This window comes from Pseudomonas sp. LBUM1671 (assembly GCF_059695685.1).
In genome coordinates this window covers 4,322,272-4,343,111 of sequence record NZ_CP166782.1, presented here as the reverse complement: position 1 = coordinate 4,343,111, position 20,840 = coordinate 4,322,272, and the positions used below count along the sequence as shown (strand labels likewise).

General features: G+C 61.5%; 8 protein-coding genes. 4 read left to right on the top strand and 4 right to left on the bottom strand.

What is annotated here, in order from left to right; all coding sequences use genetic code 11:
- Window position 1 precedes the first annotated feature (1 nt).
- Both ACA060_RS19985 and ACA060_RS19980 read right to left on the bottom strand, forming a co-directional pair.
- Window positions 2–886, bottom strand: a complete 885-nt coding sequence (locus ACA060_RS19985; protein ID WP_109633548.1) for an SDR family oxidoreductase — start codon at window positions 884–886, stop codon at window positions 2–4.
- A gap of 12 nt (window positions 887–898) precedes the next feature.
- Window positions 899–2,701, bottom strand: coding sequence for an acyclic terpene utilization AtuA family protein (locus ACA060_RS19980; protein ID WP_109633546.1), 1,803 nt, complete (start codon window positions 2,699–2,701; stop codon window positions 899–901).
- 178 nt (window positions 2,702–2,879) lie between these two features.
- On the opposite strand from ACA060_RS19980, the gene ACA060_RS19975 reads away from it, so the two are divergent.
- From ACA060_RS19975 to ACA060_RS19965, 3 genes are all read left to right on the top strand, one after another.
- Window positions 2,880–3,506 carry a TetR/AcrR family transcriptional regulator gene (locus ACA060_RS19975; protein WP_497312737.1) on the top strand — a complete coding sequence of 209 codons (627 nt, stop codon included), beginning with the start codon at window positions 2,880–2,882 and terminating at the stop codon, window positions 3,504–3,506.
- Between the two features lie 92 nt (window positions 3,507–3,598).
- The gene (locus ACA060_RS19970) at window positions 3,599–4,393 is read left to right on the top strand and encodes a substrate-binding periplasmic protein (RefSeq protein WP_497312735.1); all 795 of its coding nucleotides are present in this window, start codon (window positions 3,599–3,601) and stop codon (window positions 4,391–4,393) included.
- A gap of 99 nt (window positions 4,394–4,492) precedes the next feature.
- Complete coding sequence (locus ACA060_RS19965) at window positions 4,493–5,506, top strand: GNAT family N-acetyltransferase (protein WP_497312734.1); 1,014 nt, start codon at window positions 4,493–4,495, stop codon at window positions 5,504–5,506.
- A 145-nt stretch (window positions 5,507–5,651) separates the two neighbouring features.
- Here the strand turns inward: ACA060_RS19965 and ACA060_RS19960 are convergent, their stop codons facing one another.
- Together ACA060_RS19960 and ACA060_RS19955 are read right to left on the bottom strand one after the other, a co-directional pair.
- A complete protein-coding gene (locus ACA060_RS19960; RefSeq protein WP_497312732.1) occupies window positions 5,652–6,587 on the bottom strand; it encodes an IS110 family transposase in 936 nt (311 codons plus the stop codon).
- Window positions 6,588–6,828: 241 nt separating this feature from the next.
- A complete protein-coding gene (locus ACA060_RS19955) occupies window positions 6,829–7,377 on the bottom strand; it encodes an RNA polymerase factor sigma-70 (protein WP_010461205.1) in 549 nt (182 codons plus the stop codon).
- 367 nt (window positions 7,378–7,744) lie between these two features.
- Here ACA060_RS19955 and ACA060_RS19950 point away from each other — a divergent pair, with 367 nt between their 5' ends.
- A complete protein-coding gene (locus ACA060_RS19950; protein WP_497312730.1) occupies window positions 7,745–20,728 on the top strand; it encodes a non-ribosomal peptide synthetase in 12,984 nt (4,327 codons plus the stop codon).
- Window positions 20,729–20,840: the final 112 nt, after the last annotated feature.

Here is a 20,840-nt window from a genome sequence, read left to right as displayed (position 1 = left end):
CTTATTCCTTGTCCTTGAGTACATCGGGACTGAGCACTTCTGGTAAGTACGCGCGATGGAAACCGTTATACGACTCACTGTTTTGCGCCTTGTGAATCGGCCACGCCCGCCCGCCAAGGCTCGCCGCACCGTCGATGCGCAGCGTGCTGCCGCTGATGAAGCCCGCCGCCGGGCTGAGCAGGAAAACGATCGCCGCGCTGACCTCCGATTCTGTGCCGATACGCTTGAGCGGCACGTGCTCGCGCAAGGTCGGAATCACCGCTTTGAACGCGCCTTCGTAGGTGTCCATGCCGCTCGAGGCCACCCAGCCCGGCGCCACCGCATTGACCCGCACCCCGGCATAACCCCATTCGAAAGCCGCGGTCTTGGTGAGGTTGTCCATGCCCGAACGCGCCGCACCCGAGTGGCCCATGCCGGGCATGCCGCCCCACATGTCGGCGAGCATATTGACGATGGCGCCGCCGTGTTTGCTCATCGACTGATTGAACACTTCCCGGGCCATCAGGAAGCCGCCCACCAGGTTGGTGCGCATCACGGTTTCGAAACCCTTCTGATTGATCGAGGCCAGCGGTGACGGGTATTGCCCGCCAGCATTGTTGACCAGCCCGTGAATCGGGCCATGCTTGCGAATCAATTCGCTGACCAGATGCGTGACCGCTTCCTCTTCACGGATATCGCAGGTGGCCCAATCCGCCTTGCCACCGTCTTCGGCAATCTCGGCGGCGACGTTTTTCAACTTGTCAGCCTTGCGCCCGATCAGCAACACATGGGCGCCGAGTGCCGCCAGCTCATGGGCGGTACAGCGGCCGATGCCGCTGCCGCCACCGGTGACGATGATGGTTTGGCCTGCAAACAGATCGGCTTTGAAAATCGAATCGTACGCCATGACGACAGTCCTCTAGTTGACCTGGTCAGCGATGCGCTGGGGCACCGGAATCTGGATGTCCAGCAACTGCTGGGCGAAGGCTTTGCCTTGCGGATCGATCCGCAGGCTGGCCACGCCGCCACCGCCGAGGGCGTTCTCCAGGAGAAAATTGAAGCTGTGGGTGCCGGGCAAATACCAGCGCTCGACCCTTCCGTGAACCGGATCGAGGACGTGACTCATCCAGTCGACCATCACCTCGGGCGTCAGGGCTTCGGCGATCCAGGGCAGGAACTCGGGCTCCCGGGCCATGACGCCGATGTTGCTGTGATTGCCCTTGTCGCCGGAGCGCGCCACGGCGAGTTTGATCAGGGGCACACTGGCATCGGCACGGCCGGTGGGTTGCGGCGGGTCGTATGGAACCGGCAAGTCGTTTGGGTCGAGCACATCGACGGCGGGCAGGGCGCATGGGTGGCGCTGGCCCTGGAGATCAATGTCCAGCGTGCAAGCGGTTTTGTCGATGAGGAACGAGAACAGCCGGATCAGCGGATACACCGTCGGCCGTCCGCCGACAATCCCGGTCAGCCCCGGTGCCATGCCGGTCGCGGCCTGGGCGATTTCCCGGGAGAACACGATCAATGCCTGTTTGCTCGGATGGCGCACCGCGAGTTTGATCACCACTTCGCGGCTGTCCTGGCGTTGGCCGTGGGGGCCGTACGTGGCTTCGCTGCCGAGCAGTTCGATGTTCACTTCGCTGTAGGGCGCCCAGCCGCGCTGGCTGAAAATATCCGAGGTCTTGTTGATGATCGCCCGGCTGACCCGTTCCGCCTTGGCCACCGCATCGATCCCGGCGATCAGGCAACTGGCGGTGCAGCGGAAACCGTCCGGGTACGTGGCGCTGACCTTGTACTGATCGGTCGGCGGCAAGCCTTTGGCGCCATGCACCCGGACCGCATTTTTACCTTGTTGCACGAGTTTGACCTGGGTGAAATCGCAGACCACGTCAGGCAGCAAGTAGGCCTGGGGGTTGCCGATTTCATAGAGCATTTGTTCGCCGACGGTCAGTGGCGTGACCAGGCCGCCGGAGCCCTCGGGTTTGCTGACGATGAACTGGCTGTCGGCGCTGACTTCAACGATGGGGAAGCCAATGTGTTCGTAATCGGGCACGTCGCGCCAGTCGGTGAAATTGCCGCCGGTGCACTGGGCGCCACATTCGATGATGTGCCCGGCCAATGCGGCCTGGGCCAGCTTGTCGTAGTCATGCCAGGACCAGCCGAACTCATGCACCAGCGCGGCACTGACCACCGCGCTGTCGACGACGCGTCCGGTAATGACGATGTCGGCACCCAGGCGAAGGGCTTCGACAATGCCCGGTGCGCCGAGGTAGGCGTTGGTCGAGACGCACATCGATGGCAGGGGCGCGCCGCTGAACATTTCATGGACGCCGCGACTGCTCAGCTGTTTGAACTGCGGTTGCAGATCGTCGCCCAGCAGCACGGCAATTTTCAGCGAGACGCCAGCCTTGTCGCACGCTGCTTGCAGTGCGGCGGCGCAGGCTTGTGGATTGACCCCGCCGGCGTTGCTGATGACACGGATTTTTTGTTCGGCGAGTTGCCCCAGCAACGGGCTGAGGACTTCGATGAAGTCGCCGGCATAGCCCGCCTGCGGGTCTTTCATCCGTGCCCCGGCCATGATCGACATGGTGATTTCGGCCAAGTAATCGAAGACCAGATAGTCCAGACGCCCACCGTCCACCAGTTGCGCGGCAGCGGTCGAGGTATCGCCCCAGAACGCGCTGGCGCATCCGATGCGAATCGTTTCAGGCGCAACCCATTCCATAACCACCTCCGACAGAAGTGCATCGAGACTACCAAGCAAGCGCTTGGTTTGTAAACGGCTGAAATATCTTCTGCCCGAGCGCTTGCTTGGTTGCCGTCGCCAGCTTAAATTGCCCGCGCAACCCCGCTGTTTTAGCGGCGGGCGGTGCATTTGATTGATCGACTGTAGGAGAGAACGGGTGGACGAGCAAAAAGCCCTGGGGGTCATGCGCGAATTGGTCGACAACGGCCAATTGACCGACCCTGACAGCGCCCGCGGCAAACTGCTGCAAGTGGCGGCTCACCTGTTCCGCAACAAAGGGTATGAACGCACTACTGTGCGCGATCTGGCCGGTGCCGTGGGCATTCAGTCGGGCAGCATCTTTCATCACTTCAAAAGCAAGGACGAGATCCTGCGGGCGGTGATGGAAGAGACCATCCGTTACAACACGGCGTTGATGCGCGCCGCCCTGGCCGAGGCCGGCAATTTACGCGAGCGGGTGCTGGCGCTGATTCGTTGCGAATTGCAGTCGATCATGGGCGGCAGCGGCGAGGCCATGGCGGTGCTGGTGTATGAATGGCGTTCGCTGTCCGAAGACGGGCAGGCGCAGGTGCTGGCATTGCGCGATATTTATGAAGCGCTGTGGTTGCAGGTGTTGGGGGAAGCCAAGGACGCCGGTTTTATCCGCGGCGATGTGTTCATCACGCGACGTTTTCTGACGGGCGCGTTGTCCTGGACCACCACTTGGTTTCGTGCCGACGGCAGCATGAGCCTCGATCAATTGGCCGATGAAGCCTTGATTCTGGTACTCGAAGAAAAGCAATAAGTTGTCATGAACCGGCAGGAAACTGGCTAAGTGGCCGAAACCGCCTAGCTTGAATGCATTGATGCGTATTTTTTGGGGAGTGGGTTGTTTTGATGTCTTCGCCAATTAGGACGGCCACGCGGCTTTTGCTGGCGTCGCTCGTGGCAATCTGGGTGTTGCCATCCCAGGCTGCGCAACTGGTGCGGGTCGGTGCCGCACATTTCCCGCCCTATACCGTGCGCCCCGAATCCGGTGCCGACACGGGTCTGCTGCCGCAATTGGTGGAAGCCCTGAATCAATTGCAGAGCGACTATCAGTTCGTTCTCGTGCCGACTTCGATTCCCCGGCGATTCGGTGATTTCAAGCAGGGGCGGGTCGACATGGCGATTTTCGAGAACCCGGACTGGGGCTGGAAGGACATTCCCCACATCAGCGTCGACATGGGGCTGGAAGACGCCGAGATTTTTGTCGCACAACGGATACCGGATCGACAGCAGAACTATTTTGCCGACCTCACCGGCAAACGTCTGGCTGTGTTCAGTGGCTATCACTATGAGTTCGCCAACTTCAATGCCGACCCGAAATTCCTCGCGCAGAACTACAACGCCACGCTGACCTATTCCCATGACAGCAATCTGCTGATGGTGTTGCGCGGGCGGGCCGACATTGCTCTGGTGACGCGCTCCTACCTGAGCGATTACCTGCTGCGTAACGAGCAAGTGGCCGATCAGCTGCTGGTGTCGCAACGCATCGATCAGGTGTATCACCATTACGCGATCCTGCGTCCGGCCGCGCCCATCAGCGGCGAGGCGTTCGGCAAGTTGCTGCAAGGGTTGCGGGACAATGGCCAGATGCTGAAGATTTTCGATCCGTACAAGATCGCAGTGGTGCCAGTGCCCAAACCCTGAAGGGCGCCTTAGGTCGCGTCATTCGCGACTTCGCTTAAATTTCCTGCCCCGGCTCACGTCACATGATTGAACTGTAGACGATTATCGTGAGCCCGACCCATGCCCAATCTGAATGACCTGACTGCCCTGGCATTGCCCGACGGAAGCCGTCTTGTAGCTGATGAAACCGAGAGCCGCCTGCACCTCAGCCTGGAAGGGCAGCCGTTGATCGAGCTGCGTCTGACTCGCGAACCCGAATTGACGGTGCAGGTCGAACAGCGCTTTGACACGTCTGAAGGTCAGGCGCTCTGGGCAGCCTGCTATTGGCTGTTTGCCCGTGATCCGGCGTGCCAGCACCTGACGTTCCAACTGCCGCAATCACCCACCAACGCCTTGGCGAGCGGTTTGCTGATTCCCACCGACACCACCGGCCACTACCGCTGCGAACGCACGCTGTTCTGGCAGTTGCCTCAGCCGTGGTTGAGCCAGGCGCTGAACGACATTTATCCGCAGCAAATGGTCATCAGTGGCGGCAAGCGTCATCCGTTGCGCCCGCTGAAACCACGGGGTGAAGTCTATCGGCGCTTCGATGCGCGGCTCGGTGCCTGGATTTCCCTGCGCACGCTGGATATCGACCTGGACCTGGCACGTTTCAATCGCTGGCAGAACAGCCCGCGGGTCGCCAGTTTCTGGCAGGAGGAGGGCAGCCTCGAGCAGCACCGTGAATACCTGAGCAAACTCGAAGCCGATCCTCACACCCTGACGCTGATCGGTTGTTTCGACGATCAGCCGTTTGCCTATTTCGAAGCCTATTGGGCCAAGGAAGATCGCATCGCGCCGTTCTATGACGCTGGCGATTACGACCGCGGTATCCACATGCTGGTGGGTGAGGAAAATCATCGCGGCCCGCACAAGGTGGCGAGCTGGTTATCGGCTCTGACGCATTTCCTGTTTCTCGATGATCCGCGCACTCAGCGAGTGGTCGCCGAGCCGCGTGCCGACAACGCGAAGATGATCGGGTACATGCAGAACCAGGGTTACCACTGCGAGAAAGAGTTCGACTTTCCGCACAAGCGCGCGGCGCTGATGGTGTTGGCGCGTGAGCGGTTTTTTGATCGGTGTGCGTTGGCTTGAGGCGTAGGGCTCAAGATCTGTTGCGGTCTTGAGTGCCCCATCGCGAGCAGGCTCGCTCCCACAGTTGATCTCGGGTGTTCACAGATTTTGTGTTCACAGGAGATTCAATGTGGGAGATTCTATGTTGCCCGGCAACCCTGAATTCTCAGGCTGACAGGTATTCGCTCTGATTTTTCATCAGGGCAAATGCCACTCGACAGAGCTTTCGGGCCAAGGCAACCAAGGCCTGGGTTTTCGAGAAGCCTCTAGCCAGGTATGCCTCGTAAAACGGCTTCCATTTAGGCGAGCGACACGCCGCCATTGCGGCGTTGTACGCCAAACGACGAACCTCCGGATCTCCTTTTTTGGTCAGGTACCGCTGCCCATTCTTCTTGCCGGAGTCTTCGACTGCCAAGTCCATTCCCAGGAATGCGATGAACGCATCGCTGTTCGCAAAATCGCCCCGCATAAAGGTCGTCGCCAACCCGGTTGCGGTCAGTTCCCCAACGCCTTCGATGGCTTTGCAGCGATCAATATTCGCCTCAATTCCCGCCTCTTTGCTGACCTTGCGCAGCAGTTTCTGAATCGCCTGATCCGCTTGCTTGAACGCCTTCTGCTGAGCGACCTGCACTTTCTTCAACAAGGGTTCATTGGCCCAACTCAACATCAGCCCAGCATGGTTCTGGATCAGCGTTGCACGTCTGTGAAGCAGGCTTTTCAGCGAGCTGTAGGCCTTGGGTGGCGGGCTCCAGACCCGCAGTTTGCTTTGTTCATTCTCCAGGTAACGCGCCAGCAAACGCGCATCGCAGGGATCGTTCTTGGCTCGTTGGCCAACGCCACGGCGGTAATGACTCACGCGATAAGCATCCACCACGTAGACCTGATGACCCATCTCATGGGCCAGCTCTACCGTGTCCAAGTGGTAGATGTTGGTGGCTTCAACGGCGATAGCGCTTTGGGCAGGCAGGGTTTTAAGCCAACGCTTGAGGGCGGTTCGATCGTTCTTGATGTCTTGAATGATTTGCAGGTCGGTGCGATAGACAGCAATTTGGGCCTTGGCGATATCGATACCAACAACCGTCTGCGAAGTAAGGATTGTCATGACGAATCCTCGGAGCTAGGGTTTAAGTGCTTGTTGGGGTCTACCGTTGCGCTGGCTTGTCTCTATCGTCGGTTTACCGATGAATTCCTTATCGGCGCTTTGGGTAGAAGGGGCGGGACGAGAAGTCTCCCACAGTCTGTACTGGTCAGAGTCAGAATCGAGTCTGTAGTCCCACCCACCCCTTCAAGTCTAAACATACAAGCGAGCCTGCTCGCGATTGGGGGCGATGCAAATTTCAGATTTAGCGACGGGCAAAGGTATCCACACGATTGCCCGACACCTTGCGGCAGTGCACCAGCGCATCGCGAATCATGAAATTCACCAGGGTCGGCGAGACACCGAGTTCCTTGGCGATGTCTTTTTGCGGCACGCCGTGCAGACGGTACATCTCGAAGGCGTAGCGGGTGCGGCTCGGCAGCTCCGTCAGCGCATCGGCAATGTTTTCCAGGGTCGAGAAATTGATGTGCGAGGTTTCCGGCGAAGCGCCCTGAATCACCACGTTCAGACCTTCCTCTTCCGGCCCGGAATACTTCTGCTCCAGCGCCTGCTTGCGATAGTGGTCGATCGCCAGGTTGCGCACGATCTGGAACAGATAACTGAGCTGAGCCTTGAAGGACGACGTGATTTGCGGCGCCGATTGCAGCCGGAAAAACGCATCCTGAACCACGTCTTCAGCACGCGACCGGCAGCCGGTAATCCGCGCTGCAATTTTCACCAGAATCAGTCGGTTGTCGACGAAGGCCTGAAGTAGCGGTGAATCGCACCTGCTTGTGGATACTTGTTCCGTCATGGAAATCACCTTGCTGCCAATAGGTTGGGTGGGAGGCCGAGGGGGGGGCGTCCTACACATCGAGCGACAAATTATGCTGAATGATAATGATTGTCAATTGAGAAAGATAACTAATGCTCCTCAAAGGTGCAGAGTGAGAACTGCGACACGCTGTCGCAGGCCAGCCCCGTTGGCGATCAAGCCTGGCGACTAATTATTTCAAGGCGCCATCCGTTCTCATTGGTGAAAGGTGCCGGGTAAATCCCGGCCAAAACCGCATTCCCAATGCCTTGCGCAGTCGGCGAAGACCGCGTCCTGCATGCCCTTTAGTGGGTGTGACGTAAGAAAACCGATTCCATTTGCAAGCCGAATTCAGGCAGGAAACCTCATGACCGACGCGTTCGAACTCCCAAGCAATCTGGTCCAAGCCCTCCAGCGCCGCGCGGCCCTGACGCCGGATCGGGTCGCCTTGCGTTTTCTCGCCGACACCCCGGATCAGGCGTTGGTCCTCAGTTATCGCGAGCTGGATCAGCGGGCGCGAACCATTGCCGGTGCGTTGCAGGCCGAGGCTGAATTCGGCGATCGCGCCGTGCTGCTGTTCCCGAGTGGCCCGGATTACGTCGCGGCGTTTTTTGGTTGCCTGTACGCGGGGGTGATTGCGGTGCCGGCTTATCCGCCGGAGTCGGCAAAACGTCATCACCAGGAACGTCTGCTGTCGATCATCAGCGATGCCGAGCCGCGTCTGTTGCTGACCAGTGCCGGCCTGCGCGACGCCTTGCTACACATTGAAGGCGCGCCGCCGTTGCTGTGCGTCGACACCCTTGACGGCACCTTGGCCGAACGCTGGAGCGAACCGAACCTGGCCGACGACCACATCGCCTTCCTGCAATACACCTCCGGTTCCACCGCGTTGCCCAAAGGGGTGCAAGTCAGCCACGGTAACCTGGTGGCCAATGAAATGCTGATCCGTCATGGTTTCGGTATCGACCTGAACCCGGATGATGTGATCGTCAGCTGGCTGCCGCTGTACCACGACATGGGCCTGATCGGTGGTCTGTTGCAGCCGATTTTCAGCGGCGTGCCGTGCGTATTGATGTCGCCGGCCTATTTCCTCGGTCGGCCATTGCGCTGGCTGGAAGCGATCAGCGAGTACGGCGGCACCATCAGCGGCGGGCCGGATTTCGCCTATCGCTTGTGCAGCGAACGCGTCAGTGAATCGGCGCTGGAGCGCCTTGACCTGAGCGGCTGGCGCGTGGCGTATTCCGGCTCCGAACCGATTCGTCTCGACACCCTCGATCGCTTCGGCGAGAAGTTCGCGGCGTGTGGTTTCACCACCGACAGCTTCATGGCGTCTTACGGGTTGGCCGAAGCCACTTTGTTCGTTGCCGGAACCCCACGCGGTCAGGGCATCGGCAACCTGCGTGTGGACGATCAAGCCTTGGCCCAAAACCGTGCAGAGGCGGGCGAAGGCAGCGCGATCATGAGTTGCGGCATCAGTCAGCCGGATCATGCAGTGCTGATTGTCGACCCGGTCGCGCTCAATGAACTGGCCGACAACGCAATCGGCGAAGTCTGGGCCGCCGGGCCGAGCATCGCCCACGGCTACTGGCGCAACCCCGAGGCCAGCGCCAAGACTTTCGTCCAACACAACGACCGGACCTGGCTGCGCACCGGTGACCTGGGCTTCATGCGTGACGGTGAGTTGTTCATCACCGGACGCCTTAAGGACGTGCTGATCGTTCGCGGCCACAACCTTTACCCGCAAGACATCGAGCAGACCGTCGAACGCGAAGTGGAAGTGGTGCGCAAAGGTCGCGTCGCCGCTTTCGCCGTCAAAATCGACGGTCAGGAAGGCATCGGCATTGCTGCGGAAATCAGCCGCAGCGTGCAGAAAATCCTCCCGCCTGACGCATTGATCAAAGCGATTCGCCAAGCCGTGGCCGAGGCGTATCAGGAAGCTCCGAGCGTGGTGGTGCTGCTCAATCCGGGCGCATTGCCCAAGACCTCCAGCGGCAAGCTGCAACGTTCGGCCTGCCGCAATCGTCTGGCGGACTGCAGCCTCGACAGCTATGCGCGGTTCCCGTCGACAGACGTTCAGAGCGAATCTAGAACCGAGCCGGGTTCCGAACTGCAAGCCCTGATCGGCCAGATCTGGTGCGAACAATTACAGGTCAAGCCGATCAACGCTGACGACCACTTTTTCCTGCTCGGTGGCAACTCTATCGCCGCGACGCAGGTGGTTGCGCGGCTGCGTGAATCACTCGGTCTGGAGCTGAACCTGCGCCTGCTCTTCGAAGCGCCAACCCTCGGTGCGTTCACCGCCGCTGTCGCTCAATTGCAACAGGACGGCGGCCTGGCCCAAGGCGCGATCACCTCGCTGTCGCGCAACGATCCGATGCCGCAATCCCTGGCGCAAAACCGCCTCTGGATCACCTGGCAACTCGATCCACAGAGCAGCGCCTACAACATTCCCGCTGCCTTGCGCCTGCGCGGCGAACTGGACGAAGACGCCTTGCGCGCCAGTTTCCAGCAATTGATCGAGCGTCATGAATCCCTGCGCACACGGTTCTTCGAACGTGACGGCGTGGCGCTGCAACAGGTCGATACGGCCGACAACTTCAACCTGCAATTGATCGACATCAGCGACTTGCCCGCCGCCGAGCGTGAAGCCCGCGCGCTGCAAATCCGTGAGGACGAAGCCCGCACCCAGTTCGATCTGGAGAAAGGCCCGCTGCTGTGGGTGACACTGGTTCGCCTCGATGATGAGGACTATCAACTGCTGGTGACGATGCACCACATCATCGCTGATGGCTGGTCGCTGAACGTGCTGATCGACGAGTTCTCGCGCCTGTATGCCGCCGCGTCCCAAGGACAGACCGCGACACTGCCGGCATTGCCGACCCAATACGCCGACTACGGCAGCTGGCAGCGTCAATGGCTGGCGCAAGGAGAGGGCGAGCGTCAACTGGCCTATTGGAAAGCACAGTTGGGTGACGAGCATCCGACCCTGACCTTGGCCACCGATCATCCGCGTTCGGCGCAGCACGTTCACAGCGCCGCCCGCCATTCCGTAAAGCTGGCTGCGACCTTGAGCGATGCCATTCGCCAGACTGCCCAGGCGCATGAATCGACACCGTTCATGCTGTTGCTCGCCGCGTTCCAGAGCCTGTTGCACCGCTACAGCGGCCAGCGCGACATCCGCATCGGCGTGCCGAACGCTAACCGTCCGCGCCTGGAAACCCAAGGGCTGATTGGTTTCTTCATCAATACCCAAGTGCTGCGTGCCGAAGTGGATTCGCGGCTGCCATTCGTGGAGCTGTTGGCGCAAACCCGTCAGGCCGCGCTGGGCGCACAAGCGCACCAGGACCTGCCGTTCGAACAACTGCTCGAAGCCTTCCCGCAAGCGCGCGAACAAGGGCTGTTCCAGGTGATGTTCAACCACCAGCAACGGGATTTGAGCGCGTTGCGTCGCCTGCCTGGAGTGCTCGCCGAAGAACTGCCATGGCACAGCCGCGAAGCCAAGTTCGACCTGCAACTGCACAGCGAAGAAGACCAGAAGGGGCGCCTGAGCCTGTCCTTCGACTACGCCAGCGAGCTGTTCGATACGACGACCATCGAGCGTCTGGCCGAGCATTTCAGCCACCTGCTGCGGGCCATTTGCGAGCAACCGTCCGCCGCCATCGGCGACCTGCCGCTGCTGAGCGCAAACGAGCACGACCAACAAACTGCCTGGAGCGCCGCACCGTGCACACCGGCCAGCCAATGGTTGCCGGAATTGCTCAATGAACAAGCACGCCTGACCCCGGAACGCACCGCGTTGATGTGGGACGGCGGCAGCCTCGATTTCGCCGAGCTGCACACCCAAGCCAATCGCCTGGCCCATTACCTACGCGACAAAGGCGTCGGCCCGGACGTCTGCGTGGCCATCGCTGCCGAGCGTTCGCCGCAATTGCTGATCGGCCTGCTGGCGATCATCAAGGCCGGCGGCGCCTACGTGCCGCTGGACCCGGATTACCCGGCCGAACGTCTCGCCTACATGCTCAGCGACAGCGGCGTCGAGTTGCTGCTGACCCAAACCCAATTGCTCGAACGTTTGCCGGCCACTGACGGCGTCAGTGTGATCGCCATGGACGCCCTGCATCTGGAGAACTGGCCAAGCCAGGCGCCGGGCCTGCACCTGCACGGCGACAACCTCGCCTACGTGATTTACACCTCGGGTTCGACCGGTCAGCCGAAGGGCGTCGGAAACACCCACGCGGCGCTCGCCGAGCGCCTGCAATGGATGCAGAACACCTACGGTTTGAACGACACCGACGTGTTGATGCAAAAAGCCCCGATCAGTTTCGACGTGTCGGTGTGGGAGTGCTTCTGGCCGCTGATCACCGGGGCACGCTTGCTGATCGCCGGCCCCGGCGAGCACCGCGATCCGCATCGCATCGCGCAGCTGGTCCAGCAATACGGCGTGACCACGCTGCACTTCGTGCCGCCGCTGCTTTCGTTGTTCATCGATGAGCCGCTGACCGCCGAATGCACCAGCCTGCGCCGTGTGTTCTCCGGTGGCGAAGCCTTGCCCGCCGAACTGCGCAACCGTGTGCTGGAACAACTGCCCGCCGTGCAACTGCACAACCGCTACGGCCCGACCGAGACCGCAATCAACGTCACCCATTGGCACTGCACTAGCGCCGATGGCGAGCGCTCGCCGATTGGCCGTCCGTTAGGCAACGTGCTGTGCCGCGTCCTCGACAGCGACCTCAATCCGGTGCCGGCCGGTGTGCCGGGCGAATTGTGCATCAGCGGCATCGGCCTGGCCCGTGGCTATCTGGGCCGTCCGGGGCTGACCGCCGAGCGTTTTGTCGTCGATCCACTGGGCGAGCAGGGCGCGCGTCTGTACCGCACCGGCGACCGCGCACGCTGGACCGCCGATGGCGTGATCGAATACCTTGGTCGTCTCGATCAGCAGGTCAAACTGCGTGGCTTCCGTGTCGAGCCCGAAGAAATCGAAGCCCGTTTGCTGGCCCAGGATGGCGTCGCTCAAGCCGTGGTGCTGGTGCGCGAGACCGCCGCCGGTGGCCAGTTGATCGGTTACTACACCGCAGCCGAAACCCGCGAAACTGAAGACGCGCAAACGGCGCGCCTGAAAACCGCACTGGCGGCTGAACTGCCGGACTACATGGTCCCGGCGCAGCTGATGCGTCTGGACGAAATACCCCTGAGCCCGAGCGGCAAACTCGACCGTCGTGCCTTGCCCGAACCGCAATGGCAAGTGCGCGAACACGTCGAGCCGGCCACGGCGCTGGAGCAACAAATCGCCGGCATCTGGCGCGAAGTGTTGGGCCTCGCACAGATCGGCCTGCGCGACGATTTCTTCGCCCTCGGCGGCCATTCGTTGCTGGCCACGCAAATCATTTCCCGTACCCGTCAGGCCTGCGACGTCGAGTTGCCGCTGCGGGCGCTGTTCGAAAACAGTGAGCTGGGTGCCTTCGCCGATCAGGTGCAAAAGATCCAGGCCAGCGGTAAAACCAACCAGCAGCCGCCGATCGAGAAAGTCGACCGCCGCCTACCGGTGCCGCTGTCCTATTCCCAGCAGCGCATGTGGTTCCTCTGGCAGATGGAGCCGGACAGCCCGGCCTACAACGTTGGCGGCATGGCGCGACTGCGCGGTGTGCTCGATGTCGGGCGTTTCGAAGCGGCGTTGCAAGCGCTGATCATGCGTCACGAAACCCTGCGCACCACGTTCCCGAGCATCGACGGCGTGGCCCGTCAGCAGGTGCATGCCGAGACGGGCGTGCGCATGGACTGGAAGGATTTTTCGACACTGGCTGCCGACATCCGCGAGCAGCGCGTGCAGCAACTGGCCGACGATGAAGCACACCTGCCGTTCGATCTGGAAACCGGTCCGCTGCTGCGCGCCTGCCTCGTCAAAACCACCGAGCAGGAGCACTACTTTGTCCTGACTCTGCACCACATCGTCACCGAAGGCTGGGCGATGGACATTTTTGCCCGTGAACTGAGCGCGCTGTACGAAGCGTTCGTCGATGACCGCGAATCGCCGCTGGCACCGCTGCCGGTGCAGTACCTGGATTACAGCGTCTGGCAGCGTCAATGGCTGGAGTCCGGCGAACGTCAACGCCAGCTCGACTACTGGACCGCGCAACTGGGGCGCGAACATCCACTGCTGGAATTGCCCGCCGACCGTCCGCGTCCGCCGGTGCAAAGCCATCAGGGTGAATTGTTCCGCTTCGACCTGAGCGATGACCTCGCCGCCCGGGTCCGCGCCTTCAACGCGCAAAACGGTCTGACCCTGTTCATGACCATGACCGCCGCACTGGCCGTGCTGCTTTACCGCTACAGCGGCCAGACCGACCTGCGCATCGGCGCGCCGGTGGCCAACCGGATTCGCCCGGAAAGCGAAGGCTTGATCGGTGCGTTCCTCAACACCCAGGTCTTGCGTTGCCAGCTTGACGGGCAGATGTCCGTCCGCGAATTGTTCGAGCAGGTGCGCCACACCGTGATCGAAGGCCAGTCCCATCAGGACCTGCCGTTCGATCACTTGGTCGAAGCCTTGCAGCCTCCGCGCAGCGCCGCCTACAACCCGTTGTTCCAGGTGATGTGCAACGTGCAGCGCTGGGAATTCCAGCAGAGCCGCACCCTGGCCGGCATGACCGTCGAGTACCTGGCCAACGACGCGCGGGCGACCAAGTTCGACCTCAACCTGGAAGTCACCGACCTCGATCATCGACTGGGTTGCTGCCTGACTTACAGTACCGATTTGTTCGATGAACCGCGCATTGCGCGCATGGCCGGGCACTGGCGCAATCTGCTCGAAGCGTTGCTGACCGATCCGCAACAGCGCCTCAGCGAACTGCCGTTGCTCGAAGCCGGCGAACAGCAAAAGCTGTTGGACAGCCTTGGCGTCGAACCGGGCGAGCATCGCCTCGACCAGTGCATCCATCGCCTGTTCAGCGAGCAGGCGCTGGTGCGCAAGGATGCTCCAGCGCTGACATTTGCGGGTGAAACCCTGAGCTACGCCGAACTCGACAGCCGCGCCAATCGCCTGGCCTGGATGCTCCGCGAGCGCGGTGTCGGCCCGCAGGTTCGCGTCGGCCTGGCGCTCGAGCGTTCGCTGGAAATGGTCGTCGGCTTGCTGGCGATCCTCAAGGCCGGCGGCGCCTATGTGCCGCTGGACCCGGAATACCCGCTCGATCGTCTGCACTACATGATCGAAGACAGCGGCATCGGTTTGCTGCTCAGCGATGCGGCCATGTTCAAAGCACTCGGCGAACTGCCGGCTACCGTCGCCCGCTGGTGCCTTGAAGAGGACGCCGCCGCATTGGCCCATTACCCGGCCACCGAACTGCCGTTTATCAGCCTGCCGCAGCATCAGGCGTACCTGATTTACACCTCGGGCTCGACCGGCAAGCCGAAAGGCGTGGTGGTGTCCCACGGTGAAATCGCCATGCATTGCCAAGCGGTCATTGAGCGCTTCGGTATGCGCCCGGACGACTGTGAGCTGCATTTCTATTCGATCAACTTCGACGCTGCGACCGAGCGTTTGCTGGTGCCGCTGTTGAGTGGCGCGCAAGTTGTCCTGCGCGCCCAAGGCCAATGGGATGCGGAAGAAATCTGCGGACTGATCCGACGTCACCACATCAACATCCTCGGCTTCACTCCAAGCTACGGCAGCCAATTGGCGCAGTGGCTGGCGACCCAGGGCGAAACCCTGCCGGTGCGCATGTGCATCACCGGCGGCGAAGCCCTGACCGGCGAACACTTGGCGCGAATCCGTGCGGCGTTCAAACCGAGCCTGTTTTTCAACGCCTATGGTCCGACCGAAACCGTGGTCATGCCATTGGCGAGTCTGGCACCCGAACAGCTTGAAGAAGGCTTGGGCAGCGTACCGATCGGCAGCGTGATTGGTGCTCGCGTGGCGTACATCCTTGATGCCGATCTAACCCTGGTGCCGCAGGGCGCGACCGGCGAGTTGTACGTCGGCGGTGCCGGCCTTGCGCAGGGTTATCACCAACGTCCGGGCATGACTGCCGAGCGATTCGTCGCAGATCCGTTCACTGCCGATGGCGGGCGTCTGTACCGCACCGGTGATCTGGTGCGCCAGCGTGCCGATGGCTTGGTGGAATACCTCGGACGCATCGACCATCAAGTGAAGATTCGTGGCTTCCGCATCGAGTTGGGCGAGATTGAAACCCGTCTGCTGGAGCATGAATCGATCCGCGAAGCCGTGGTCCTGGCGCTCGACGCTCCGAGCGGTAAACAACTGGTCGGCTATCTGGTGACCGACGTTGCCGAGCAGGACGAAGCGCCACAAGCGGTATTGCGCGAAGCCTTGAAGCTTCACCTCAAATCCCAGTTGCCGGATTACATGGTGCCAACGCACCTGATCCTGCTGGCCAGCATGCCGTTGACCGCCAACGGCAAACTCGACCGCCGCGCCTTGCCCGCGCCGGACCCTGAACTGAATCGTCAGCACTACGTGGCGCCGAGCAATGAGCTGGAGCAAACCTTGGCCGGCATCTGGTGCGAAGTGCTGAACGTCGAGCAAGTGGGCCTCAACGACAACTTCTTCGAACTGGGTGGCGATTCGATTCTGTCGATCCAGGTGGTCAGCCGTGCGCGGCAGCAGGGCATTCATTTCAGCCCGCGTGACCTGTTCCAGCACCAGACCGTGCAGACCCTGGCCGCCGTGGCGACCCGCACCGAGCAGGTCACTGCCGAGCAAGGCTTGCTCACTGGCGAATCGCGTCTGACGCCGATTCAGCACTGGTTCTTCGATACCGACATTCCCCAGCGTCAGCACTGGAACCAGGCGTTGCTGCTGGAACCAACCGTCGCGCTGGAACCCCATCGCCTGGAGCAAGCGCTGCTGGCGGTGATCGAACAGCACGACGCCTTGCGTCTGCGCTTCAGCCAAACCGAGGCGCAATGGCGCGCCGAGCATCAGGCGATTGCCGACGTGCCGGTGCTGTGGCAAGTGCGGGTGTCGTCCATGGACAAATGCACCGCACTGTTCGCCGATGCCCAGCGCAGTCTCGACCTCGAACAGGGGCCGCTGATGCGCGTGCTGCTGGTCGATGGTCCTGAGAGCGAACAACGGCTATTCATCGCCATTCACCACTTGGTGGTAGACGGCGTTTCGTGGCGGGTGCTGCTGGACGATCTGCAAACCGTCTACCGTCAACTGGACGCCGGGCAGTCGGTCAAACTGCCGGCGAAAACCAGTGCGTTCAAGGATTGGTCCGCGCGCTTGCAGGCCTATGCCGGCAGCGAATCCCTGCGTGAAGAACTGAGCTGGTGGCAGGCGCAACTGGCCGGGCCGAACGCCGAGTTGCCGTGTGATCGTCCCGACGGCGGTCGGCAGAACCGGCATGCACAAACCGTCAGCGTGCGCCTCGATGCCGAGCGGACTCGCCAGTTGTTGCAACAGGCGCCGAGTGCCTATCGCACCCAGGTCAACGACCTGCTGCTGACCGCGTTGGCCCGGGTGCTGTGCCACTGGAGCGGACAGGAATCGGCGCTCATTCAACTGGAAGGCCATGGCCGCGAAACCCTGTTCGACGAGATCGACCTGACCCGCACCGTCGGCTGGTTCACCAGCGCCTATCCATTACGCCTGGTGCCGGCGGACGGGCAGGGCGCTTCGATCAAGGCGATCAAGGAACAACTGCACGCCGTGCCGCACAAAGGCTTGGGTTATGGCGTGCTGCGTTACCTGGCCGATAATCAGAGTCGCCAGACCCTGGCCGCGTTGCCGGTGGCGCCGATCACCTTCAACTACCTCGGTCAGTTCGACCAGAGCTTCGGCGCGGACGCGTTGTTCCGTCCGCTGGACGAGCCGGTCGGCGCGGCACACGACCCGCATGCGCCACTGCCTAATGAGCTGAGCGTCGACAGTCAGGTGTATGGCAGTGAACTGGTGATGCGCTGGACCTTCAGCGCCGAACGCCACGATCCTGAAAACATCACAGACCTGGCGAATGCTTACCTGAGCGAACTGCAAAGCCTGATCGAGCATTGCCTGCAGGACGATGCCGGCGGTCTGACGCCGTCGGACTTCCCGCTGGCCAGACTGACTCAACCACAACTGGATGCACTGCCGATTCCGGCGGCCGCCATCGAAGACGTCTACCCGCTGACCCCGATGCAGGAAGGCATGCTGCTGCACACCTTGCTGGAACCGGGCACCGGTCTCTATTACATGCAGGACCGTTACCGGATCAACAGCGAGCTCGATGCGCAGCGTTTCGCCCAGGCCTGGCAAGCGGTGATCGCCCGTCACGAAGCCCTGCGCGCCTCGTTCTGCTGGAACGTCGGCGAAGACATGCTGCAGGTGATCCACAAACCCGGCAGCACGCCGATCGAGATTCTTGACTGGACCGCGATCGCCGAAGCCGAGCAGGAGCCGAAACTGCAAGCACTGCTCAAAAGCGAGCGCGAAGCCGGGTTCGATCTGCTCAATCAGGCACCGTTCCACCTGCGCTTGATCAAGGTCGGCGCGGCGCGTTACTGGTTCATGATGAGCAACCACCACATCCTCATCGATGCCTGGTGCCGCTCGCTGCTGATGAACGATTTCTTCGAGATCTACACCGCCCTCGGCGAAGGCCGCGACGCACAGCTTGGGCTTGTGTCGCGTTATCGTGATTACATCGGCTGGCTGCAACGCCAAAGCCTGGCCGAAGCGCGGCAGTGGTGGAAAACCAACCTGCAAGGTTTCGAGCGGACCACGCCGATCCCGAGCGACCGGCCATTCCTGCGCGAACATGCCGGTGAAAGCGGCGGCATGATCGTCGGCGACCGCTACACAAGGCTTGATGCTCGCGACGGTGCGCAACTGCGCGAGCTGGCGCAGGCCCATCAGCTGACCATCAACACCTTCGCCCAAGCGGCGTGGGCCTTGGTGCTGCGACGTTTGAGCGGTGATCGCGACGTGCTGTTCGGCGTCACGGTGGCCGGGCGTCCGGTGGACATGCCGCAGATGCAGCGCACCGTCGGGCTGTTCATCAACAGCATTGCGCTGCGGGTGAAGATGCCGGAAGACGATCAGCGTTGCAGCGTGCGCCAATGGTTGAGCGGTTTGCTCGACAGCAACATGCAACTGCGTGAGTACGAATACCTGCCGCTGGTGAGCATTCAGGAAAACAGTGAACTGCCCAAGGGCCAGCCGCTGTTCGACAGCCTGTTCGTGTTCGAAAATGCCCCGGTAGAAGTCTCGGTGCTGGACCGTGCGCAAAGCCTCAATGCCACGTCGGATTCGGGCCGCACCCACACCAACTTCCCGCTGACGGCGGTCTGCTATCCGGGCGATGACCTGGGGCTGCACCTGTCTTACGACCAGCGTTATTTCGACGAAGCGACCGTCGAGCGCATGCTCGGTGAATTCAAACGTTTGTTGTTGGCGCTGGTCGAAGGCTTCCATGGCGACATGGCTGACTTGCCGTTGCTAGGCACCGAGGAACAGGATTTCCTGATCCACCGCTGCAACCAGAGTGAGCATGATTACCCGCTGGAGCAGAGCTACGTCGCCTTGTTCGAAGCGCAAGTCGCCCAGCATCCGCAGCGGATTACCGCCAGTTGCCTGGATCAGCAACACAGTTATGTTGAGCTGAACCAACGTAGTAACCGCCTCGGTCATGCATTGATCGCGGCCGGTGTCGGGCTGGATCAACCGGTGGCGTTGCTGGCTGAACGTAACCTCGATCTGCTCGGCATGATCATCGGCAGCTTCAAGGCGGGCGCCGGTTATCTGCCGCTGGACCCGGGGCTGCCGAGTCAGCGTCTGAGCCGGATCATCGACCTGAGCCGCACGCCGTTGCTGGTCTGCACTGAGGCCTGTCGTGAACAGGCGGTCGCATTGCTGGATGAGTTCAGTTGCGCCAACCGGCCGAAATTGCTGGTGTGGGAAGCGGTGCAGGCGAGCGATGCATCGGTAGCGAATCCAGGTGTTTACAGCGGCCCGGACAACCTCGCCTATGTGATCTACACCTCGGGTTCCACCGGTTTGCCCAAAGGCGTGATGGTCGAGCAACGCGGCATGCTCAACAACCAGTTGAGCAAGGTGCCGTACCTGAATTTGAGCGATGCCGACGTGATCGCCCAGACCGCTTCGCAAAGCTTCGACATCTCGGTCTGGCAGTTCCTCGCCGCGCCGCTGTTCGGGGCGCGGGTGGACATCGTGCCGAACACCATCGCCCACGATCCGCAAGGGTTGCTGGCGCACGTGTCGGCCCAGGGCATCACGGTGCTGGAAAGCGTGCCGTCGCTGATTCAAGGCATGCTCGCCCAGGAACGCATGAGCCTCGACGGCCTGCGCTGGATGTTGCCGACCGGTGAAGCAATGCCGCCGGAACTGGCGCATCAGTGGCTGTTGCGCTACCCGGAGATCGGGTTGGTGAATGCTTATGGCCCGGCGGAATGCTCGGACGACGTGGCGTTCTTCCGCGTGGACATGGCCTCGACCCGTGGCAGTTATCTGCCGATCGGTACGCCGACCGACAACAACTGTTTGTACCTGCTCGATGGCGCGCTGGAACTGGTGCCGTTGGGTGCGGTGGGCGAGTTGTGCGTCGCCGGCACTGGCGTAGGGCGCGGTTATGTCAGCGATCCGTTGCGTACGGCTCAGGTGTTTGTACCCAACCCGTTTGGCGCGCCGGGGGATCGTCTGTATCGCACCGGCGACCTGGCCCGTCGTCGCAGTGACGGGGTGCTGGAATACGTCGGGCGTATCGACCATCAAGTGAAGATTCGTGGTTACCGCATCGAACTGGGTGAAATCGAAGCGCGTCTGCATGAGCAACCGCAAGTGCGCGATGCGGCGGTCGGTGTGCAGGAAGGCGTGAACGGCAAGCATCTGGTCGGTTATTTAGTGGCGGCTGACTCGGCGTTGAACCCGACCGAACGCCTGGAGCTCATCAAGCAACGCCTGCGCGCCGAACTGCCGGAGTACATGGTGCCGCTGCACTGGCTGTGGCTGGAGCGGATGCCGCTCAATGCCAACGGCAAACTCGACCGCAAGGCGCTGCCGGCGCTGGAGATCGGGCAGTTGCAGAGGCAGGATTACCAGGCGCCGCGCACTGAGCTGGAGCACACGCTGGCGGGTATCTGGGCTGAGGTGCTGAAGGTCGAGCAGGTCGGTGTTCAGGACAATTTCTTCGAGCTGGGTGGGCATTCGTTGCTGGCGACGCAGATTGCGTCGCGGGTGCAGAAAACCTTGCAACGTGATGTGCCGCTGCGGGCGATGTTCGAGTGCAGCACGGTGGCGCAATTGGCCGAATACATCGACGGGTTGGCGGCGAGTGACATCACCGAGGAAAAGGTGGATCGCCTCAATGACCTGATGGCAGAGCTGGAGGGGCTTTGATTCTCCAGCGTCTGTAAGGGCCTATTCGCCAGCAGGCTGGCTCCCACATTTGAATTGTGTTCGCAGGACAAATGTGGGAGCGAGCCTGCTGGCGATGGGGCCAGTGGAAGCA